The following is a 16690-nucleotide window of genomic DNA, read 5'->3' on the forward strand; positions in this document are numbered from 1 at the left end:
AACGTATTCCATCGTCGCTCCCCGCAGACCAGATTAGAGGCATGACAACTCTCATCACCGGCGCCACCGGCAAGACCGGCCAGCGCGCCGCCCGCCGCCTCCAGACCCTCGACCACGCCGTGCGGGCGGTCACCCGCCACTCGGCACCCCGGTTCGACTGGCACGACCGGACCACCTGGGCCGAGGCCATCGACGGTTGCGAGTCGGCCTACCTGACCTTCCAGCCCGACCTCGGCCTACCTGGCGCCGACGAGATCATCGGTGCGTTCGCCGCCCAGGCGGTCACCGCCGGCTGCAGCCGACTCGTACTGCTCTCCGGCCGCGGCGAGGAAGGTGCCCAGCGAGCCGAGCAGGCCATGATGGCCTCGGGTGCCGAGTGGACGATCCTGCGTTCGGCCTTCTTCCTGCAGAACTTCACCGAAGGTGCGTTCGCGGACGAGCTCGCGGCCGGGTCGCTCACCATGGTCGAGCACACCGTCGCCGAGCCGTTCGTCGACGCCGACGACATCGCCGACGTCGCCGTCGCAACCCTCCTCGACAAGGGGTACGTCGGCCGGGTCCTGGAGCTCACCGGGCCTCAGCTGCTCACCTTCGAGGAGGCCGCGCACGCCATCGGCGGGCCCGCGGTCAGGTACCGCTCGATGCCCACCGAGGACTACGTCGCGGTCCTGACCGCGGCCGGGTTGCCGGCGCCCGACGCGGCCGGGCTGGCGTACCTCTTCGAGGAGGTTCTCGATGGACGCAACGCATACGTGACCGGCGACGTCGAGACGGTCCTGGGCCGCGCTGCTCGAAGCATCGACGACCTGGACCGGGGTGAGCAGTCATGAGCGAAGTCGTACTCACGGGCGCGAGACTGCTCAACGGCGTCACCGCCGGCATCTACATCGCCTTCCTGGTCGCCTTCATGCCGGCGCTGCACGGCCAGCCGGACGAGGTCTACGCACGGGTCATGAACCGGCTCAACGTGGTCATCGTCAACCCGGTGTTCCTGGCCTTCTTCCTGGGCGCCCCGCTCCTGGCCCTGATCCTCCTCGGATGGCACCGGAGCCCGCTCTCCATCACCGCCGCCTGCCTGGCCGTCGCCGCCGTCGTCATCACCTTTGCGGCGAACCTGCCGCTGAACGACGCCCTGGCGAATGGCGGAGCTGTGTCCTCGTTCGAGAAGCCGTGGCTGATCTTCCACACCCTGCGAACCCTCACCGCAACCGGTGCGTTCGTCCTTCTCAGCCTGCCCGGGACGATCGCGGATCGAGCCTAGACGCCCGAGCATGCGCCTCCTGACCTACTCGAGACCGGAAGGTGCATCGCTCGCAGGGATCAGGCGTACGACGGGGCGCTGCGGGACAGAGTCAGCGAGGAACCATCGGAAGGCAAGGCTCCCGCGGGGCTGGTCGAGGGTCGAGATCGCGTTGGGGTGGTCCAGCTGCGTACGTGCGATGACGACGGTCACGGTGCCGTCGGCGTTGGGTCGGGCGGTGCTCATGTTGACCGACGTACGCCCGTCGATGGCGGTGTGGCCGGCCATGAACTGGTTCCAGATGTTGATGTTCCAGAATCGGCAGCGCGGCGGTCGGTGGGTCACCACGAGCGCCTCGTCCGGCGCCAGGTCGTAGCTACCGAACGAGTAGCAGGCGTCGGTGGCCGACCAGCCGAAGTTGAAGTCCGGCACCTGGTAGGGCTCTGCGAACGCATTGGCGGCTTCGGAGACGTTGTGGCCGAGCTCCAGACGGTCGGCCTCGACCCGCTCCCCGAGCCGGGTCGGGACGACGGCCGTCATCGTGCGCAGCCAGGTGAGCACCGACCGGAGCGCCGCCGCAGTTGCTGCATCGCTCCTGACGATGGGCTCGGGCGGGTCGACCGCGTCGATCCGCCAGGTCACCGGCCGCCCGTGCAGCGGGTCGGACTGGTAGTCGCGAGTGAACGCGACCGCTGCGTCGTCGGCCAGGACGATGCATGGGCCGTCCCAGTCCGCCGGCCGCTCCGGCGCCAGCAGCAGGCGGAAGTTCCCGTCGTCGTCGAAGTCGAGGTCGGAGTCGTTGAGCACCCCGATCACACGGTCTGACCAGGCACCCGGCGACGGCTCGTTGTAGACGGTGAGGGAGAAGTAGACGCTGTCGCCACGGTTGCCCGAGACGACGTACGTCCGCCGGGGGTCGATCGGCGCGTAGGAGTACCATGCGTCGGTGTTGTCGCCGCCCCAGCGCCGGTCCCGTCGGAACGGCGTCACGGTCTGGATGAAGACCGGCCGGCTCCGCTCCGCGTAGAGATACGTGTCGAGGCCGACACCGAGGGTGGTCGTGAGCATCCGGTAACCGTCGACGACAGCGGACTCACCGTCGACGGCTCGCTCTCCGGCGAGAAACGTCTCCTCGAGCTCGCCCAGCCCTGCCAGCAGCTCATGCCAGGCCTCGGTGGACTGCCAGCGGGTCGGGTTCATGGGGTGATTCCTTCCAGGACGAGCGTCGTGATGGCATTCACCCAGGCGTCGTCGAGCTCCTGCCCGTTCGGCGTGAGTACGCCGAGAAGGGCGCTCCCGCCGATGACGCCGAGGACGTGCTCGGCCCGGACCGCAGCGCGGGCCACCTCGGATCCCGCCGCAGCGTCCAGCTGTTGCTGCAGCTGGTCGATGTGGGCCGTCCACAACCGCGCCATCAGCTCTTGGTGAAGCACGGGATGCGGGTGCAGATCACCGACGAGGCCCGGCAGCGCAGCCCGAACGACAGGGTCCGAGAAGAGCGCCGCCGTAGCCCGCACGATGGCCTGGATGTCGGACCGAAGGTCGCCCGTGGCGGGTTCTCCCTGCGCGAGCTCAGCAGGAAACGCAGCCTCGTGCACCAGGTGCACCTTGGTCGGCCACCGCCGATAGATCGCGGGGGTGCTGGTGCCTGCCCGGGTAGCGACTGCGGCGAGGGACAGACCTGCGTACCCCTCCGACAGCAGAAGCTCACGCGTCGCCGCGAGGACGGCCTCGTCGATCCGGCGGTCGCGCGGCCGTCCCGCGTTCTTTGTCTCAGAAGTCGTTGCATTCATTACGTTATGAACCGTAACGTAATAGGCATGCCACAGCAACAGGCTCGAGTCGACGACCTGTCCTCCCCCCACTTCCCACCCGAGGTCACGGAGATCCACGGCCTCATCGGGTCGATGGCCGCAGACCTCCCTCTGACCTCCGAGAGCCTGCACGCCGCAGCAACGGTGCAGACCGGCCTGGACGACTTCGGTCCGCAGGACTACCGGGAGCGGCTCGACGTGCTCCTCGGCGCACTGAACGACATTCCGGACACCACGGACTGGGGCCGGGTGATCGTGCACGCGCAGCTGGTGCAGCTGCTCAAGAACCGGGCCCTGCTCCAGCGACTGCTGCGCGATCATCCAGAGATCCACGAGGTCGAGATCGCACCGCCGGTGGTCATCGCCGGCCTCCCCCGGACCGGCACCACCCACCTGCACAACCTGCTGGCCGCGAGCGGCCTGTTCCGTACGCTTCCCTACTGGGAGAGCCTCGAGCCGTTCCCCGTCCCGTCCGAGGCAGGGCTCACGCCCGACCCCAGGCGGGCGCGGTGCGACCAGGGCATCGACTTCCTGCACCAGGCGCTGCCGCTGTTCCCCCTCATGCACGAGATGACGACCGATCACGTGCACGAGGAGATCCAGCTGCTCGCCAACGACTTCTCCTCGATGCTCTTCGAAACGCTCGCGGACGTGCCGGCCTGGCGGGACTACTACCTCGAGCGCGACCAGGCGCCGCACTATCGATATCTGCGGCTTCAGCTGCAGGCGCTGCAGTTCCTCGACGGCGGCAAGCGGTGGCTGCTCAAGAGCCCTCAGCACCTCGAGCAGCTCCCGGCACTGGCCGAGGTGTTTCCCGGCGCCACCATCGCGCTCACGCACCGAGACCCCGCCAGAGTCGCCGTGTCGATGGCCACCATGGTCGCCTACAGCCGGCGCATGAGCACCGACCCCGTCGACGCGGTCGGGACCGGCCGCTACTGGAGCGATCGCCTCGACACCATGCTCACCACCCTGGTCCATGACCGCGACCGCGTGCGCGATCTCACCTGCACCGACGTCCGGTTCGACGACTTCATGGCCGACGAGCTCGATACGGCGGCGCAGGTGATCCGGCTCGCCGGCGACGTCGTGAGCGACCGCGCTCGCGACAACATGGCCGACTACCTCGAGGCCCACGTCCGAGGCCGTCTCGGGACCATCGACTACCGCGCTGAGGACCTCGGTCTCGACCTCGACCAGCTGCGGACTCGGTTCGAGCCCTACTCTGAAAGGTTCCTGGCGTGACGCCGCTCGCCCGACTCGAGGTCGACCTCCGGCTCGATGCTCCCCCCGAGCAGGTCGCCGCCCGCGCACAGGAGCTGGCCGCGACAGGTGTCGCCGGGCTGTTCACCTTCGAGGGCGCCCACGACCCCTTCCTCTCTCTCGCCGTCGCCGCGACGAACTGCGGTCCGATCGACCTGATGACCAACGTCGCGATCGCACTACCCCGCAGCCCCGTCCACCTCGCGCACGCGGCGTACGACCTGCAGGTTCTCTCCCAGGGCAGGTTCCGCCTGGGGCTCGGGTCCCAGGTCAAGGCGCACATCGAACGCCGTCACGGCAGCACCTGGGACCGGCCCGCTGCCCAGATGCGAGATCGGGTGCAGGCGGTCAAGGCGGTGCTGGACTCATGGCAGTACGGCACGCCGCTGGCCTTCGCCGGCAGCTACACGCGTATCGACCTGATGCCGCGGACATTCGACCCCGGACCCAACCCGTTCGGCACCCCTCCCGTACTGCTGGGAGCGCTGGGGCCGGTGATGACCCGCACCGCTGCCGAGGTCGCTGACGGCCTGCTGGTGATGCCGTTCAACACGCCTCGGCACTTCAGCGAGCGCACGCTGCCCGCGATCGAGGAGGGTCTCCGCCGCCGCGAAGGCCCCGGCGACTTCTCGATCCATCCGCAGGCGATTCTCGCCATGGCCGACGACCCCGACGAGCTGTCGCAGGCGATCGAGGGAGTACGACGCCTGCTCGCCTTCTATGCCTCCACCCCGGCGTACCGGCCCGTCCTCGAGGTGGAGGGCCGACCCGAGCTCCAACTCGAGCTCGGCAACGCGGTTCGGACCGGGGACCTGGCTGCGAAGACTCACCTCATCGACGATGGCCTCCTCAGCGAGCTGGCGATCGTCGGCACCCCGGAGGACTGCGCGCGGCAGCTGATCGCGCGGTTCGGCTCCTACGCGCAGCGGGTCTGCTGCTACTTCCCCGGCCACGACCCGTCGCCCGCACTCATCGCCGAGCTGGTAGCGGCGCTCGCGCCGCCGAGCGGAGCCGCCCGGTGAGCACCGAGGCGACGCTGACCGTCGACGACGACGGCGTCGCACTGATCACCCTGGACGGCACCGAGCGGCTCAACACGTTCTCGCGCGTCACCGCGCGCTCCCTGAGCGCGGCACTGCGCACCTGCGATGCCGACGACGGGATTCGTGCGGTCGTCATCACCGGCGCCGGGACGGCCTTCTGCGGGGGCGCCGACCTCAGCTCCGGCTCCTCCGCCTTCGCCGAGCCGGACGTCGAGTTCTCGGCCTCTCCGGTGCAACCGCCGTCCTGGCAGGTCGACAAGCTCGTCATCGCCGCCGTCAACGGCCACGCGATCGGCATCGGGCTGACCCTGGCGCTGCAGTGCGACCTGCGCCTGGTCGCAGAGGACGCCAAGCTCGCCATCCCGCAGGTACGCCGCGGCATGATCGGCGACGCCCAGAGCCACTACACCCTCCGGCGGCTCGCGGGCACCGCGGTCGCCGCTGACATGCTGCTCACCGGTCGTACGATTCGAGGCGCGGAGGCGGTCGCGCGGGGGCTGGCCAACCAAGCCCTGGCGGCCGACGATGTACTGCCTGCAGCCTTGGCCGTGGCGCGCGATGTCGCCCTCAACGTGAGCCCGGCAGCCCTCGCGCTGAGCAAACGCCTGCTCTGGTCCGCCCTGCCCGCCGAGCAGGTCGAGCACGAGGAGACCCGCGCACATCGGCTGCTGATAGGTCATCCGGACGCCGTCGAGGGACCGGCCGCCTGGCGCGAACGGCGTACTCCGAGGTGGTCCTACCAGGTCTCGGACCTCACGGCCGACCTCGGGCAGTAGTGGGTCGGGCACAGACCGGGCGGGACGGCTGTCCCGGCCCGGCCTGTGCCTACAGTCAGATCAGGAGCAGGGATAGCTGCGCATTGACTGGGCCGGACCCGAGTGCGCGAGTGCGTCCAGCGCCATGGCGATCGCCGTCGGGTTGCTGGGGATGCCGATGTGCTCGACGAAGGTGGTTGGGCAGTAATCCTGGATCTTCAGGTTGGAAACCTGGTCAGGGAAACCCCACAGATAACCCGAGGTGGACGGGACCACGATCTCGTCGTACTGGGTGATGACGTTGGTGTAGCTCACGTCACCGGGCGTCTCGTCACCCCAGTTGAGATCGGTGATGAATGGCGAACCGTTGCCCTGCTGCGCGCAGGCAGGGCAGACGACACCGGCGATCCCGAGCAGCAGCCAGTGATAGGTGCCGTGGTTGGACGGCGCCACCCCGACCAGATCGTCCACCTTGCCCTGACCGCCGAGGTACTTCAGGTCGTAGCGCGGCATCATGCCGCCCTGGCTGTGCCCGACGAAGCTCACCTTCTGGGCGTGGGTCGCAGCGAGCACGCGGTCCACGAAGACGGAGAGCTCCGCGGCCGAATCGGCGATCGGACCGGTTCCCCGGTTGCCGTAGTCGAGCGCGAAGACGCAGTAGCCCTCTCCGAGCAACGCGGCGTGGAGGTTCTCCAGGAGGCTGACGCTGTCGCCCATCGTGCCGTGCACGACGATGACGGGCGTCTTGTGATCGGGACTGGGCTTGCAGTCCCAGTTGTTCAAGGTGGGGGCGGGCGTCTCTGCCACTGCCGGCGTTGCCGTGGTCGCGGCCATGAGGGCGGCCGCGCAGCTGAACGCCAGCGCCGTAGCCAACCGGGACACGCATTTCGGTGTTGCGCGCAAGATGTTCTCCTCATCTCATCCGTCGGTCGCCCTGTGTCGTCCCGACGCATGGCACCACCGACTGGCAGGCCGAAGTGGCCTGCGTCACACAGCTAACTTACTTACGCTTAAGTCAGATGGCAAGGGCAGACGTCTCCAGCGTTCCGCCGGTGCCGCTCAGGCACCGAGGAACGTCACAAGCGTCGCGGGCAGCGCTCGGGTCAGGCGGGAACGGCGACGTACTCCCGCAGCAGGTTCGCGAAGCAGACGAAGCCGCCCACCAGGTCGACCGAGGAGTCGACCAACCACTGGTTCTCGAGGCCCTCCGACGCCGCGATCAGCATCGCCGTCACCTGCCCCGCGTCGACGTCGGCTCTGGCGGTCCCGACCTGGATACTGCGCTCGATCGAGCCGATGCAGAGCTCACGGAACTTGACCATCCGGCCGAGAACCCAGTCATGGGCCGGATGGTCCGCGCCGGTTGCCTCCGCTGCGATGAGGTGGGAGAACTGGACGAGGTTCCGCTGCCTCGCGTTGTGGCGAACCACGCCTTCGAAGGCGGTGAGGAGCTCGTCGAACTCCATCTCGCTCAGGGCTTCAGGCGTCAGGTCGGTCGAGTCCAGGTCGTGCTCGTCGCGGGCCTTCAGGACCGCCTCGAGCAGGATCTCCTTGCTGGGGAAGTGGTGCAGAAGGCCGGGGTGGGACATCCCGGCCTCCGCCGCGATCTTCGTCATCGACGTCCCGCGGTACCCGTTCGCCGCGAAGTGCTCGAAGGCGATCTCGATGATGCGCGCACGGGACGCCCTCCCTGTGCGTTCGGCCGACTGCGTGGTTGCCATGAGGACGAGCCTATGACGGCGGTCGGCGGCCGAGCGGGGCACCTCACTCGACCACCTCCCGCAACTCAACTCCGGGTCGAAGGCAGGCAAGGCGCCGGGGACTACGCGGCACCCTCGATGTCGACGGTGCCGGCGAGCACGAGGGCTGCCGCGCTGGTCCCGACATGGATCCCGAACCTCCCTGGTTCGTGCCACCAGCCGTCATGGTGCCATGTGGCGAGCGCGCGCTCCTCGATCCGGATCCGGACCCGGGAGCGCTCGCCGGCGCCGAGCCGGACAACGGCGTACCCGGCCAGCCATCGCGCCGGGCGATCAGCCTCGCTCTGCTCACGGCTGAGGTACACCTGGACGACCTGCTTCCCGGCCCGGTCACCGGTGTTCTCGACCGTGACCTCGAGGTCGAGACCTTCCCCTGCCGGGGAGGTGGACGGGTGATCGAGCTCCGAGAGTGCCCACGTCGTGTAGCCGAGCCCGTGGCCGAACCAGTACGCGGGCTCGGCCCGGGTCCGCAGCCAGCCCCGGTGGCCGATGTGGACCCCTTCGGCGTAGTCGACGAGCCCCTCGACGGGCCGGTCGGGCCCAATCGGAACCGTGCGCTCGTCGGCCGGCCAGGTCGTCGGCAGCCGACCCCCGGGTTCGCGGTCCCCGGCGATGACCTCGGCCATCGCCGCGCCCATCTCCTGCCCGCCGAACCACCCGACAAGCACCGCCCCCACCCCGTCGCGCCACGGCATCAGCACCGGACTGCCGGAGTTCACCACGACCACGGTGCGGGGGTTCGCTGCGGCCACTGCCTCGACCAGGCGGTCCTGGTCACCGGGCAGCGCCAACGTCGTACGGTCGAATCCCTCGCTCTCCGTGCGCGAGCTCGTACCGACGACGACGATCGCGACATCGGCTCGGGACGCGGCTTGGACTGCCTCGAGAAGCATCTCCTCCGCCGCACCGCTGCGAGGAGCCACACCGACGGTGATCGCATGCACCATCGGCAACGGCGCGGTCGTGAGGTCGCACGTCACTGTGAGCTCGACCGGACGACCTGCGACGAGCTCGACCGGAACCGTGCTCACCGGCGGAGCGAAGAGCAGCTCGGCGACGTCGGGCATGATCACCTCGGAATCGGGGGCACCCGCCTGCGACTCGAGGGGTGCCGACGTCCGGCTGCTCCTGCCCTCGCCGGTGTCCAGGGCCAGTGCGCCGTCGACCTCGACGCGGACAGCAGCAGCGCAGGCGATGCCGACGTCGCACCGTTCTGTCCGCATCGGCGTGTATCGGGTCTGCAGCACCAGGCTGGCCGCGTCCTCGGGCAGCGTCCCGAGCCAGGTCAGCTCCGCGCTCTGCCGCGCCTCGTCGACCAGGACGCGGCCATCAGCGCCGTACAGGGTGGCGTGGATGCCCGCCGTTTCGTCGATCGGGTCGTACATCTGCTCGCTCGCCAGCGCGAAGATCCCGCTCGGCGCCTCGATCCCCATCGCGAACGTGACCTCGGCGTTCGGGAACCGCGTGCTCAGGCCCTCCAGCGGTGAGACCACGTGCTCGGGATTCACCGTCGCGCTTCCGCCGCCCTGCGTGCGGATCGCCCAGGCGTTGGGACCGATCAGCGCCACCGAGGACGGCGACGTCGCCAGCGGCAGAGTGCCGTCGTTCGCGAGCAGGACCATGCCCTCGGCACCGAGACCGGTCAGCAGGTCGCGCACCTGGGGCGCCGGCAGGACCGAGGGCTCCGTACGCTCATCATGGCCGTCCAGCGCACCGACACGGGTGGCCAGCAGGAGCAGGCGCAGCACCTTGTCGTCGATGGTCTCCTCGGAGACCCGCCCCTCGCGTACCGCGGCGACGAGGGCGTCGCCCCAGGGACTGAACATGTCCGGCATCACCATGTCCTGAGCCGAGTTCGCCGAGGCCTCGGTCGAGCTCACGGCGACCCAGTCCGAGACCACGACGCCGTCGAAGCCCCACTCCGACTTCAACGGGTCCCGCAACAAGGGGTGCTCGCTCATCGTGGTGCCGTTGACTCGGTTGTACGCCGACATCACCATCCACGCGCGGGCGTCGACCACCGCACGTTCGAATGCGGCCAGATACACCTCGCGCAGCGCCTGGTCCGAGACCTCCGAGCTGGCCGTGTTGCGCTCGATCTCGTAGTCGTTGGCAACGAAGTGCTTCAGGCAGGCGGCGACTCCGTGGGCCTGCATCCCTTCCACGTACGAGGCGGCCAGCCGCGCGGTCAACAGAGGGTCCTCGGACATCGCCTCGAAGTGCCGGCCGCCGTACGGCGACCGGTGGAGGTTGATCGTGGGGCCGAGCACCACGTCGACCCCCTTCGCCCGGGCCTCACGACCCAGCAGGTCGCCGTACGCCCGGGCGAGCGACTCGTCCCAGGTGGCCGCCAGGGCGCTGCCCGACGGCAGGTTCAGGGACGGCTCCCGCTCATCCCAGACGACCCCGCGCACTCCGGCCGGGCCGTCGGACACGACGATCGACCTCAACCCGATGTCCTCGACCTCGTGGAGGGTCCAGAAGCCCGAGCCGGTCAGCAGCCGCACCTTGGCAGGCAGGTCGAGACGCCGGAGCAGGTCCCGCAGCTCCTGTGCCACGTCTTCGTCCGGCGAGTGGACGGCGTTCTCGGCAGCGGCGTTCACGGACATAGGGGCCTCCTGATGCATCGGCGATGGCGCGTAGCGCCCTACTAACTTAAGCCTAAGTAAGTTAGTCTACCGGGATCGCCGTTCGAGGAACATCGAGTGGGACGTACCGAGGAGTCGCAGATGTCGTCGAGCAACGCCCTGCCCCGCACCGATCCCGAGGTTGACACCAGCGCGGGCCGGGTGCAGGGCTCGTGGCGCATCGACCGGGATGGCCATCGGTCGGCCGCCTTCCTGGGCATCCCGTTCGCCGAGCCACCGGTGGGCGACCTGCGCTTCGCGGCTCCTGTCCCCCATCGGCCTTGGCCCGGGGTGCACCCAGCGACCGATTTCGGCGCCACCGCGCAGCGTGGGAACGCGGGACCGACACTGATCCCCGAGCCCTCCATCCCTGGAGAGTCGACCCTCAACGTGAATGTCTTCACGCCCACCCCGACGACCGGCGCCGACCTGCCGGTCCTCGTCTACATCCACGGGGGCGGCTTCTTCGCAGGCTCGCCCGCCAGTCCCTGGTACGACGGCGCGCAGTTCAACCGAGACGGGGTCATCACGGTGTCGATCTCCTACCGCCTCGGCTTCGACGGCTTCGGCTGGATCGCCGACGCCCCGCACAACCGCGGCGTCCTCGACTGGCTGTTGGCGCTGGAGTGGGTGCAGGAGAACATCGCAGCCTTCGGCGGCGATCCCGGCCGGGTGACCCTCGTCGGACAGTCCGCCGGAGGCGGCGCCGTGCTCACCCTGCTCGGCATGCCGCGAGCCCAGGGGCTCTTCCATGCCGCCTTCAGCATCTCCGGTACCACCGCCGACCTGTCCCTCGCGCGCGCCGAGGGGTACGGCCGGTCCCTGGTGTCGGCCGCTGGCGTCGAGCCGACGCGTGCCGCGCTGGCCTCCCTCACCGAGGCCGAGATCCTCGAGCTGCAGATGAAGGCGATGCGGACCGCGATGCGGGGCAATCCACTGAGCCTGCTTAAGAAGTTCCTGGACGACGGACTCCCTCTCGCGCCGGTCGTCGATGGCGACCTCGTGCCCCGTCCGGCCCTCGAGGCGATCCGCGCCGGCATCGGCGCCGACAAGCCGTTGGTCCTGGGCGCCACCGATGACGAGTTCACGATGCTCCTCCACCGGATCAAGGCCCAACTGCGGTTCGTGCCCGCCCGTCTCCTCCTCGGCCTCGCGGGCCTCAAGGGCCACCAGCGCACCGCCTATCTCGCCGCGAACGATGACGTCATCCGGCGGGGCAATGCCGCCATCCTCGGTCGCTACATCACCGACCGTACCTTCCGGGCACTTGCGCTCTCCATCGCCGAGTCCCGTGCGGAGGCGCCGATGTGGCTCTACCGCTTCTCTTGGCCGTCACCGAAGTACGACAGTGCCGTGCACTGCCTCGACGTGCCCTTCTTCTTCGACTGCCTCGACGCCCCCGGCGTCGAAGCAGTCACCGGCAACGCCCCACCCCAAGCGCTCGCCGACGACCTACACGCCCGCGCCGTCTCCTTCGTGCAGCACGGCGACCCGGGCTGGCCTCGGTTCACATCCGCCGAGCCGAGCACGCACATCTTCGACACCAGCAGCCGAACCGATCCCGACGGCTACGCCGGCGTACGTCCACTGCTCAGCATCTGACCAACGAGCGTCAGGCCGAGCACCGAGGGCGCGGGCATGAAGAAGGCCCCTCACCCGGCTTATCGCCTAGTCAGGGGCCTTTCGTGTTCTGCGCGCCTGTAGGGATTCGAACCCCAAACCTTCTGATCCGTAGGCACTTGAGCCCTGTCCGCCGCGATCCGCTCAACGCTCAGCGCCACTCCTCGGCGGGCTCGATTCTCCGGAATCGTCCGGGATCGTCCGGGGACCCTGTTAGCAGAAGCGTTAGCAACCTCCCCCACACACTGGGAGTCCGTATCGCGGGGGCGTAGCGTCACCCATTCCGGCATCTGGCCCCCTTGGCGGGGGGCTTGCCCCCACGCTGCCCAACTCCACCATGCCTCGAGGTGTCGCGGGGTGTGTCCTCGCCGGTAGCAACCCGTCCTCCTCCCTCGTCATCAGCCAACAACCCGAAATTGCGAGCAGCCCGACGTCGCCCTCCTCTACCGTTCAGGGCATGAGTCGCGTGAAGAACCCGCAGGAGAAGAAGCGGCTGAGCCTGGATCGCGACCGCCGTTCGAACTACGGCAACAACGACAAGGCCGCTCGGAAGGCGGTTCCGCGCAGGAAGGCTCAGGTGAACCGTGCAAATCGACGTGCCGATGCTGTGGCGCTGGTAGACGCGATGGGCGCTCCGGACGAGGTGGTCGAGGCTGAGGTCGAGGATGCGGTCTTGGGCCGGCGCCGGAAGGTCTGGCGGAAATTTCCGGATCTGCGGCTGAGGACGAAGGTCGCGGCGAAGCTGGGCGATGAGGAGTACGTGGATCCGGAGTTCGGTGAGCGAGGTCCACGCGGGCGGTGATCGGTTCGGCTTGGGGAGTGAGCGCTTGGTCTACGGACTGGGCGCTCTTCCTTATTTGCGCGGCACGTAGGGGGACCGGCCGCCAGGCCGCACGCCCCCGGAGGCCGCGCTCGCGGCCGGAGGCCGCCTTGAGTCAGTAGAGAAAGTTCTCACGAGACGACTAGACCGCGTCCTGGTCACCCTGCTGGATCGGCGCGATCACCTGCCGATGCCAGCGGAGCGCGATGCCGTCGAGCAGGAGATGCGCGCTGTGGTGCGGGACCACATCGCTGCTACGTAACTCGACCTACCGCTGATCGGCAGGTCCATGCGCGATCAGCGGCATAGGTCACGCTGTCATCCGGTCACGAAGTCCCTCGAACGCCTCCGAGAGGCTCACGAAGATCTCTCCAGGGCCACGGAGTTCAAGGGGCAGGTTCTGCGCGTGCAGAAGCAGATTGCTCAGCGCAAGCACCTCGGTCCGAGACAACTCGATCGTGGCGCTGGCTTCGGAGACTGACGAAAGGTGCATGATCGGAAGTGTGCACCGTCTGTCCGCACATCGGCAGATCCGTGCACCCGGCGTCGAACGTCATCCGACAGAGGTACGTTGCACATCACCCGAGGGAGAACAGACGGCAAGCGTCTTGTCATCGTGCCGTTTCGCTCGCGGGAGTCGCTGGCCTCGCTCGTCGGTCGCCTCCCACTCCTGACAGCGCTGAAGAAGTCCGGCGAGGTCATCCGACGTTGCCGTCGCGACGGTCGGCCAGTCATCTAGGCCGAGGTACTCCATCGGCTTGTAGGCTCCATCCGTCGCGAGCACGCACCATGGGACCTCGTGGGGCGACAGATGGCGGGTGAGGGCTTGCTCTGCGGCGGCCGGGTCGGCCTCGGCGATCCAGTATCCGCCGGGCTTGTTTCGGCGTCGGAGTTGTTCGGCCTGGAGCGCTGCGAGGAGCTGCCGGTGCTCGTCGTCGTATCCGTGCCCGCTCGCGAGGCGCTCCCGGTAGGCGGTGCGCTGCTCAGTCGCGAGCGGTCCGAGTCGATCGTCTCGAAGGATCTTCCCGGGAATCACAACCTGGCTGTCCCCCAACACCAGTACGTCAACCGAGGCATCTTCTCGCCTGCGGACAACGGCAAGCGTGCTCGACGGCGCTCGACCTCCGGGGGTCAGGCCAAGGTCGGCCGCCGTCGTCTTGATCGCCTCAGCCAGGAGCACGGTAAGCGCCTCATCGGTGCCGTCGACGAGCGCGGCCATGGTTGAACCCAGATGTTGTGCGTAAGTCGACGCGGGCACGTCCCGCGCTGCGAAGGCCGACGCTCCGTCGAGGACGATCACGGCGTTCGGTGTCATGAAGGCGCGGTCATCCCCGGCCGGTGGTTCGGGGTGTTGGGCAAGCGTGACGTACATAGCCCCGGCCTACCAGAGGAAGGGCCCGGCGGCCAGGCTGCTGCCGGTCACCTCGAGCCCTTCGTACTCGGCTCGAATGACACAAGAGAACTCCTGCCCTTGGTCTGGGCGTAAAGGTCTCCGAGGTGCTTGGCGAGGTAGTCGACGGCGCCGAGGGACCCCATGGTGTGAATCCCAGCGATGTGGACCACGGTGCTGTTGCCGATCCTGTGCCGGCCGAGGTAGCCCAGATCAACACTCTCGGGGTTGACCTTGTCGCTGGGCGAGTCGTGGCGTACGCCCGATCCGGCCTCCTGGAGTGACCAACGTCCATCGGCTTCGACGAACCCCAAGCGAGGGTCAGCGGCGAGAAGCGCCGAGGCGGCCGGGGCGGACTTCGGCCCACAGATGACAACGGCGTCACCTTCGGGCAGTTCGTCGGTCTCGGGTCCGAGCTGGAAGCGCGTCACGGTGAATCCGAGGTCCGTCAGCACTTGGTCGGTGAGGTCGCCGGACTTCGCGTCTTCGGCGGCGATGAGCGGGCGCTCTCGATCGGTCGTCTGGTAGCGCCAGGGCACGCCCACGGCGACCGGGGAGTGCACCGAGCGCCGAGCGCGGGTTCTTCGGGGTCGGCCCGACACCGACCTGCGAGTGACCAACGGCTACGCGCGACCCCACGATGACGCGCTGACACTGGCTGCCGCTGCCCTTCGCACCTACTCTGGGCGGCTCTCGTGATCACGGCAGGCGGGGAGAGCGGCGGGGAGCGCCTCGGCCTCACCCAAATGCAGAACCGCCTCTCAATCAGCGTTCAGGCTGGTCAAGAGGCGGTTTCGACGTGCTGCGCGCCTGTAGGGATTCGAACCCCAAACCTTCTGATCCGTAGTCAGATGCTCTATCCGTTGAGCTACAGGCGCAGTGTTACCGAAGCAACGTGTAGAAGATTAGCGGAAGATGGTCCGTGACCAGAAATCGCCACGTGTGAGAAGATCTGGCGCTAGCCACAGCATCGGGGAGGTGGAGCGTGAGCAAGCGTCAACCCACGCCGTCCGGCGAGGAGAAGAACGTGACCGACGAGGGACGCACGCCCGGTACGCGTGCACTGCTCGAGGCGAAGGGCATCGAGCTCTTCGAGCTCATCGCGGAGCGGGGCGGGATCCCCACTGCAGATCCACGGATCAATGAAGGCGGGGAATTCGCGGCTGCACTGAAAGCACTTGAGGAACTGAGCCTCGTACGCAACCCTGACGAGGCTCCGGAAACATGGGTGACCGTCGATCCCGCGACAGTGCAGGCTCGGATTGTCGCACCCATGACCCAAGAGGGCATCCGCCTCCTCCAGGAGTCGGCGGAGTGGGCCAATGACTTCACCGCACTGCGCAGCGCTTGGCGCCGATCGGCGCCGGCTGAACAACACGGCCCGTTCGCTTACGTTCACAGCCCGGCGATTCAGCCGTTCATCGACTCGCTCGTTGCCGAGTGCGAAGACGAGATGCTCACGGCGCAGCCCCAAACACGACGAGACACCGGCAGCAAGCTCACTGCGGCGATCCAGAAGGACACGGCACTTCTTGAACGCGGCGTACGGGTGTGCACCTTGTACCAGCACGCCGCTCGCCGCAACAGCGCGACCCGCGAGTACGTCGCAGCCGTCGCAGGGGCGGGCGGCGAGGTGCGCACCCTGGACGAGTTCTTCAACCGAATGATGATCTTCGACCGTCGTATTGCAGTGATCCCCAGTCCGGACGGGGTCGACACTGCCGTAGCCATTCGCGAACCCTCAGTCGTCGCGTACTTGGTCGATGTCTACGAACGGGCATGGGAACGAGCACGACCGTTCTCCAGTTCAGACTCCACGACCTTGCGAGACATCGCGGACGAACAGCGGGCAATGACGTTGCGGATGCTCATTGAAGGGCACTCCGATCCAGCGGCATCCAAGCGTCTGGGAGTTAGCCCCCGCACGTACGCGGGTTATGTGTCAGATCTCAAGGAAGAGTTCGACGTCGACACACGATTCCAGTTGGGCTATGAGATCGGCCGAAGCGGGAACGACCAGCCGATGGCCGACGGGCGCCCCGCTCGGAACTTCAAGAAATAGAACCTCGTCCCGGCGTCAGCGGCGGGTTACCCCCAGCTTGAGTCCTCGACAGCCGTGATGCCCCAACTCGAGTCGGCAGAAGCCGTCGTTGCGCTTCCAAGAGCACCCATGGCGACAACGGCTGCTGCCGAGGCCAGCGCGAGCGCCACCGCCTTGCGTACGTGCTTCATGTCGTTCCTTCCTGGTCTCAGGCCGACCGGTGCCGAGAGGCCTACGGATTGATTATTGTGCACGTCACGGTGTTACGGATAGTTCACGTTCCGTCGTACGGTCTCTTGCAGTGCATGAAGTTGCAG

General features: G+C 68.0%; 15 protein-coding genes and 1 tRNA gene. 8 read left to right on the forward strand and 8 right to left on the reverse strand.

Features of this window, described 5'->3' with window-relative positions:
- The first annotated feature begins 41 nt into the window (after positions 1-41).
- Both AB0F44_RS22660 and AB0F44_RS22665 read left to right on the forward strand, forming a co-directional pair.
- Positions 42-830 carry an NmrA family transcriptional regulator gene (locus tag AB0F44_RS22660; protein WP_357358931.1) on the forward strand — a complete coding sequence of 263 codons (789 nt, stop codon included), beginning with the start codon at positions 42-44 and terminating at the stop codon, positions 828-830.
- A complete protein-coding gene (locus AB0F44_RS22665) occupies positions 827-1261 on the forward strand; it encodes an anthrone oxygenase family protein (RefSeq protein ID WP_357358932.1) in 435 nt (144 codons plus the stop codon). The genes AB0F44_RS22660 and AB0F44_RS22665 overlap by 4 nt, the downstream gene beginning before the upstream one ends.
- 24 nt (positions 1262-1285) lie before the next feature.
- On the opposite strand, the gene AB0F44_RS22670 is transcribed toward AB0F44_RS22665, so the two are convergent.
- The gene (locus AB0F44_RS22670; RefSeq protein WP_357358933.1) at positions 1286-2440 is read right to left on the reverse strand and encodes a DUF1214 domain-containing protein; all 1155 of its coding nucleotides are present in this window, start codon (positions 2438-2440) and stop codon (positions 1286-1288) included.
- A complete protein-coding gene (locus AB0F44_RS22675; RefSeq protein WP_357358934.1) occupies positions 2437-3033 on the reverse strand; it encodes a TetR/AcrR family transcriptional regulator in 597 nt (198 codons plus the stop codon). Before AB0F44_RS22675 ends, AB0F44_RS22670 begins: the two co-directional genes overlap by 4 nt.
- 27 nt (positions 3034-3060) lie before the next feature.
- On the opposite strand from AB0F44_RS22675, the gene AB0F44_RS22680 reads away from it, so the two are divergent.
- From AB0F44_RS22680 to AB0F44_RS22690, 3 genes are read left to right on the forward strand one after another with little or no spacing between them, the layout of a single operon-like run.
- The gene (locus AB0F44_RS22680) at positions 3061-4299 is read left to right on the forward strand and encodes a sulfotransferase (RefSeq protein WP_357358935.1); all 1239 of its coding nucleotides are present in this window, start codon (positions 3061-3063) and stop codon (positions 4297-4299) included.
- Entirely contained in the window at positions 4296-5339 is a 1044-nt protein-coding gene (locus AB0F44_RS22685; RefSeq protein ID WP_357358936.1) for a TIGR03617 family F420-dependent LLM class oxidoreductase, read from the forward strand. The genes AB0F44_RS22680 and AB0F44_RS22685 overlap by 4 nt, the downstream gene beginning before the upstream one ends.
- Complete coding sequence (locus AB0F44_RS22690; RefSeq protein ID WP_357358937.1) at positions 5336-6136, forward strand: enoyl-CoA hydratase-related protein; 801 nt, start codon at positions 5336-5338, stop codon at positions 6134-6136. Before AB0F44_RS22685 ends, AB0F44_RS22690 begins: the two co-directional genes overlap by 4 nt.
- A gap of 60 nt (positions 6137-6196) precedes the next feature.
- Here the strand turns inward: AB0F44_RS22690 and AB0F44_RS22695 are convergent, their stop codons facing one another.
- The 3 genes from AB0F44_RS22695 to AB0F44_RS22705 all read right to left on the reverse strand — a co-directional run bounded on the left by AB0F44_RS22695 (position 6197) and on the right by AB0F44_RS22705 (position 10484).
- The gene (locus AB0F44_RS22695; RefSeq protein WP_357358938.1) at positions 6197-6997 is read right to left on the reverse strand and encodes an alpha/beta fold hydrolase; all 801 of its coding nucleotides are present in this window, start codon (positions 6995-6997) and stop codon (positions 6197-6199) included.
- A 221-nt stretch (positions 6998-7218) separates the two neighbouring features.
- The gene (locus AB0F44_RS22700; protein WP_357358939.1) at positions 7219-7836 is read right to left on the reverse strand and encodes a TetR/AcrR family transcriptional regulator; all 618 of its coding nucleotides are present in this window, start codon (positions 7834-7836) and stop codon (positions 7219-7221) included.
- A 101-nt stretch (positions 7837-7937) separates the two neighbouring features.
- A complete protein-coding gene (locus AB0F44_RS22705) occupies positions 7938-10484 on the reverse strand; it encodes a glycoside hydrolase family 3 C-terminal domain-containing protein (protein WP_357358940.1) in 2547 nt (848 codons plus the stop codon).
- Positions 10485-10604: 120 nt separating this feature from the next.
- On the opposite strand from AB0F44_RS22705, the gene AB0F44_RS22710 reads away from it, so the two are divergent.
- Positions 10605-12104, forward strand: a complete 1500-nt coding sequence (locus AB0F44_RS22710) for a carboxylesterase family protein (protein WP_357358941.1) — start codon at positions 10605-10607, stop codon at positions 12102-12104.
- Between the two features lie 475 nt (positions 12105-12579).
- Complete coding sequence (locus AB0F44_RS22715) at positions 12580-12924, forward strand: hypothetical protein (RefSeq protein WP_357358942.1); 345 nt, start codon at positions 12580-12582, stop codon at positions 12922-12924.
- 571 nt (positions 12925-13495) lie between these two features.
- On the opposite strand, the gene AB0F44_RS22720 is transcribed toward AB0F44_RS22715, so the two are convergent.
- The 3 genes from AB0F44_RS22720 to AB0F44_RS22730 form a co-directional block, all read right to left on the reverse strand.
- The gene (locus AB0F44_RS22720) at positions 13496-14314 is read right to left on the reverse strand and encodes a hypothetical protein (RefSeq protein ID WP_357358943.1); all 819 of its coding nucleotides are present in this window, start codon (positions 14312-14314) and stop codon (positions 13496-13498) included.
- Positions 14315-14361: 47 nt separating this feature from the next.
- Positions 14362-14895: a hypothetical protein gene (locus AB0F44_RS22725; RefSeq protein WP_357358944.1), complete on the reverse strand. Its 534-nt coding sequence runs from the start codon at positions 14893-14895 to the stop codon at positions 14362-14364.
- 242 nt (positions 14896-15137) lie between these two features.
- Positions 15138-15210 (reverse strand) — tRNA-Arg (locus tag AB0F44_RS22730).
- Between the two features lie 107 nt (positions 15211-15317).
- On the opposite strand from AB0F44_RS22730, the gene AB0F44_RS22735 reads away from it, so the two are divergent.
- Positions 15318-16394: a LuxR family transcriptional regulator gene (locus tag AB0F44_RS22735; RefSeq protein WP_357358945.1), complete on the forward strand. Its 1077-nt coding sequence runs from the start codon at positions 15318-15320 to the stop codon at positions 16392-16394.
- Positions 16395-16690: the final 296 nt, after the last annotated feature.

The organism is Nocardioides sp. NPDC023903 (assembly GCF_040639295.1).
In the GTDB taxonomy this organism is placed as follows: domain Bacteria; phylum Actinomycetota; class Actinomycetes; order Propionibacteriales; family Nocardioidaceae; genus Nocardioides.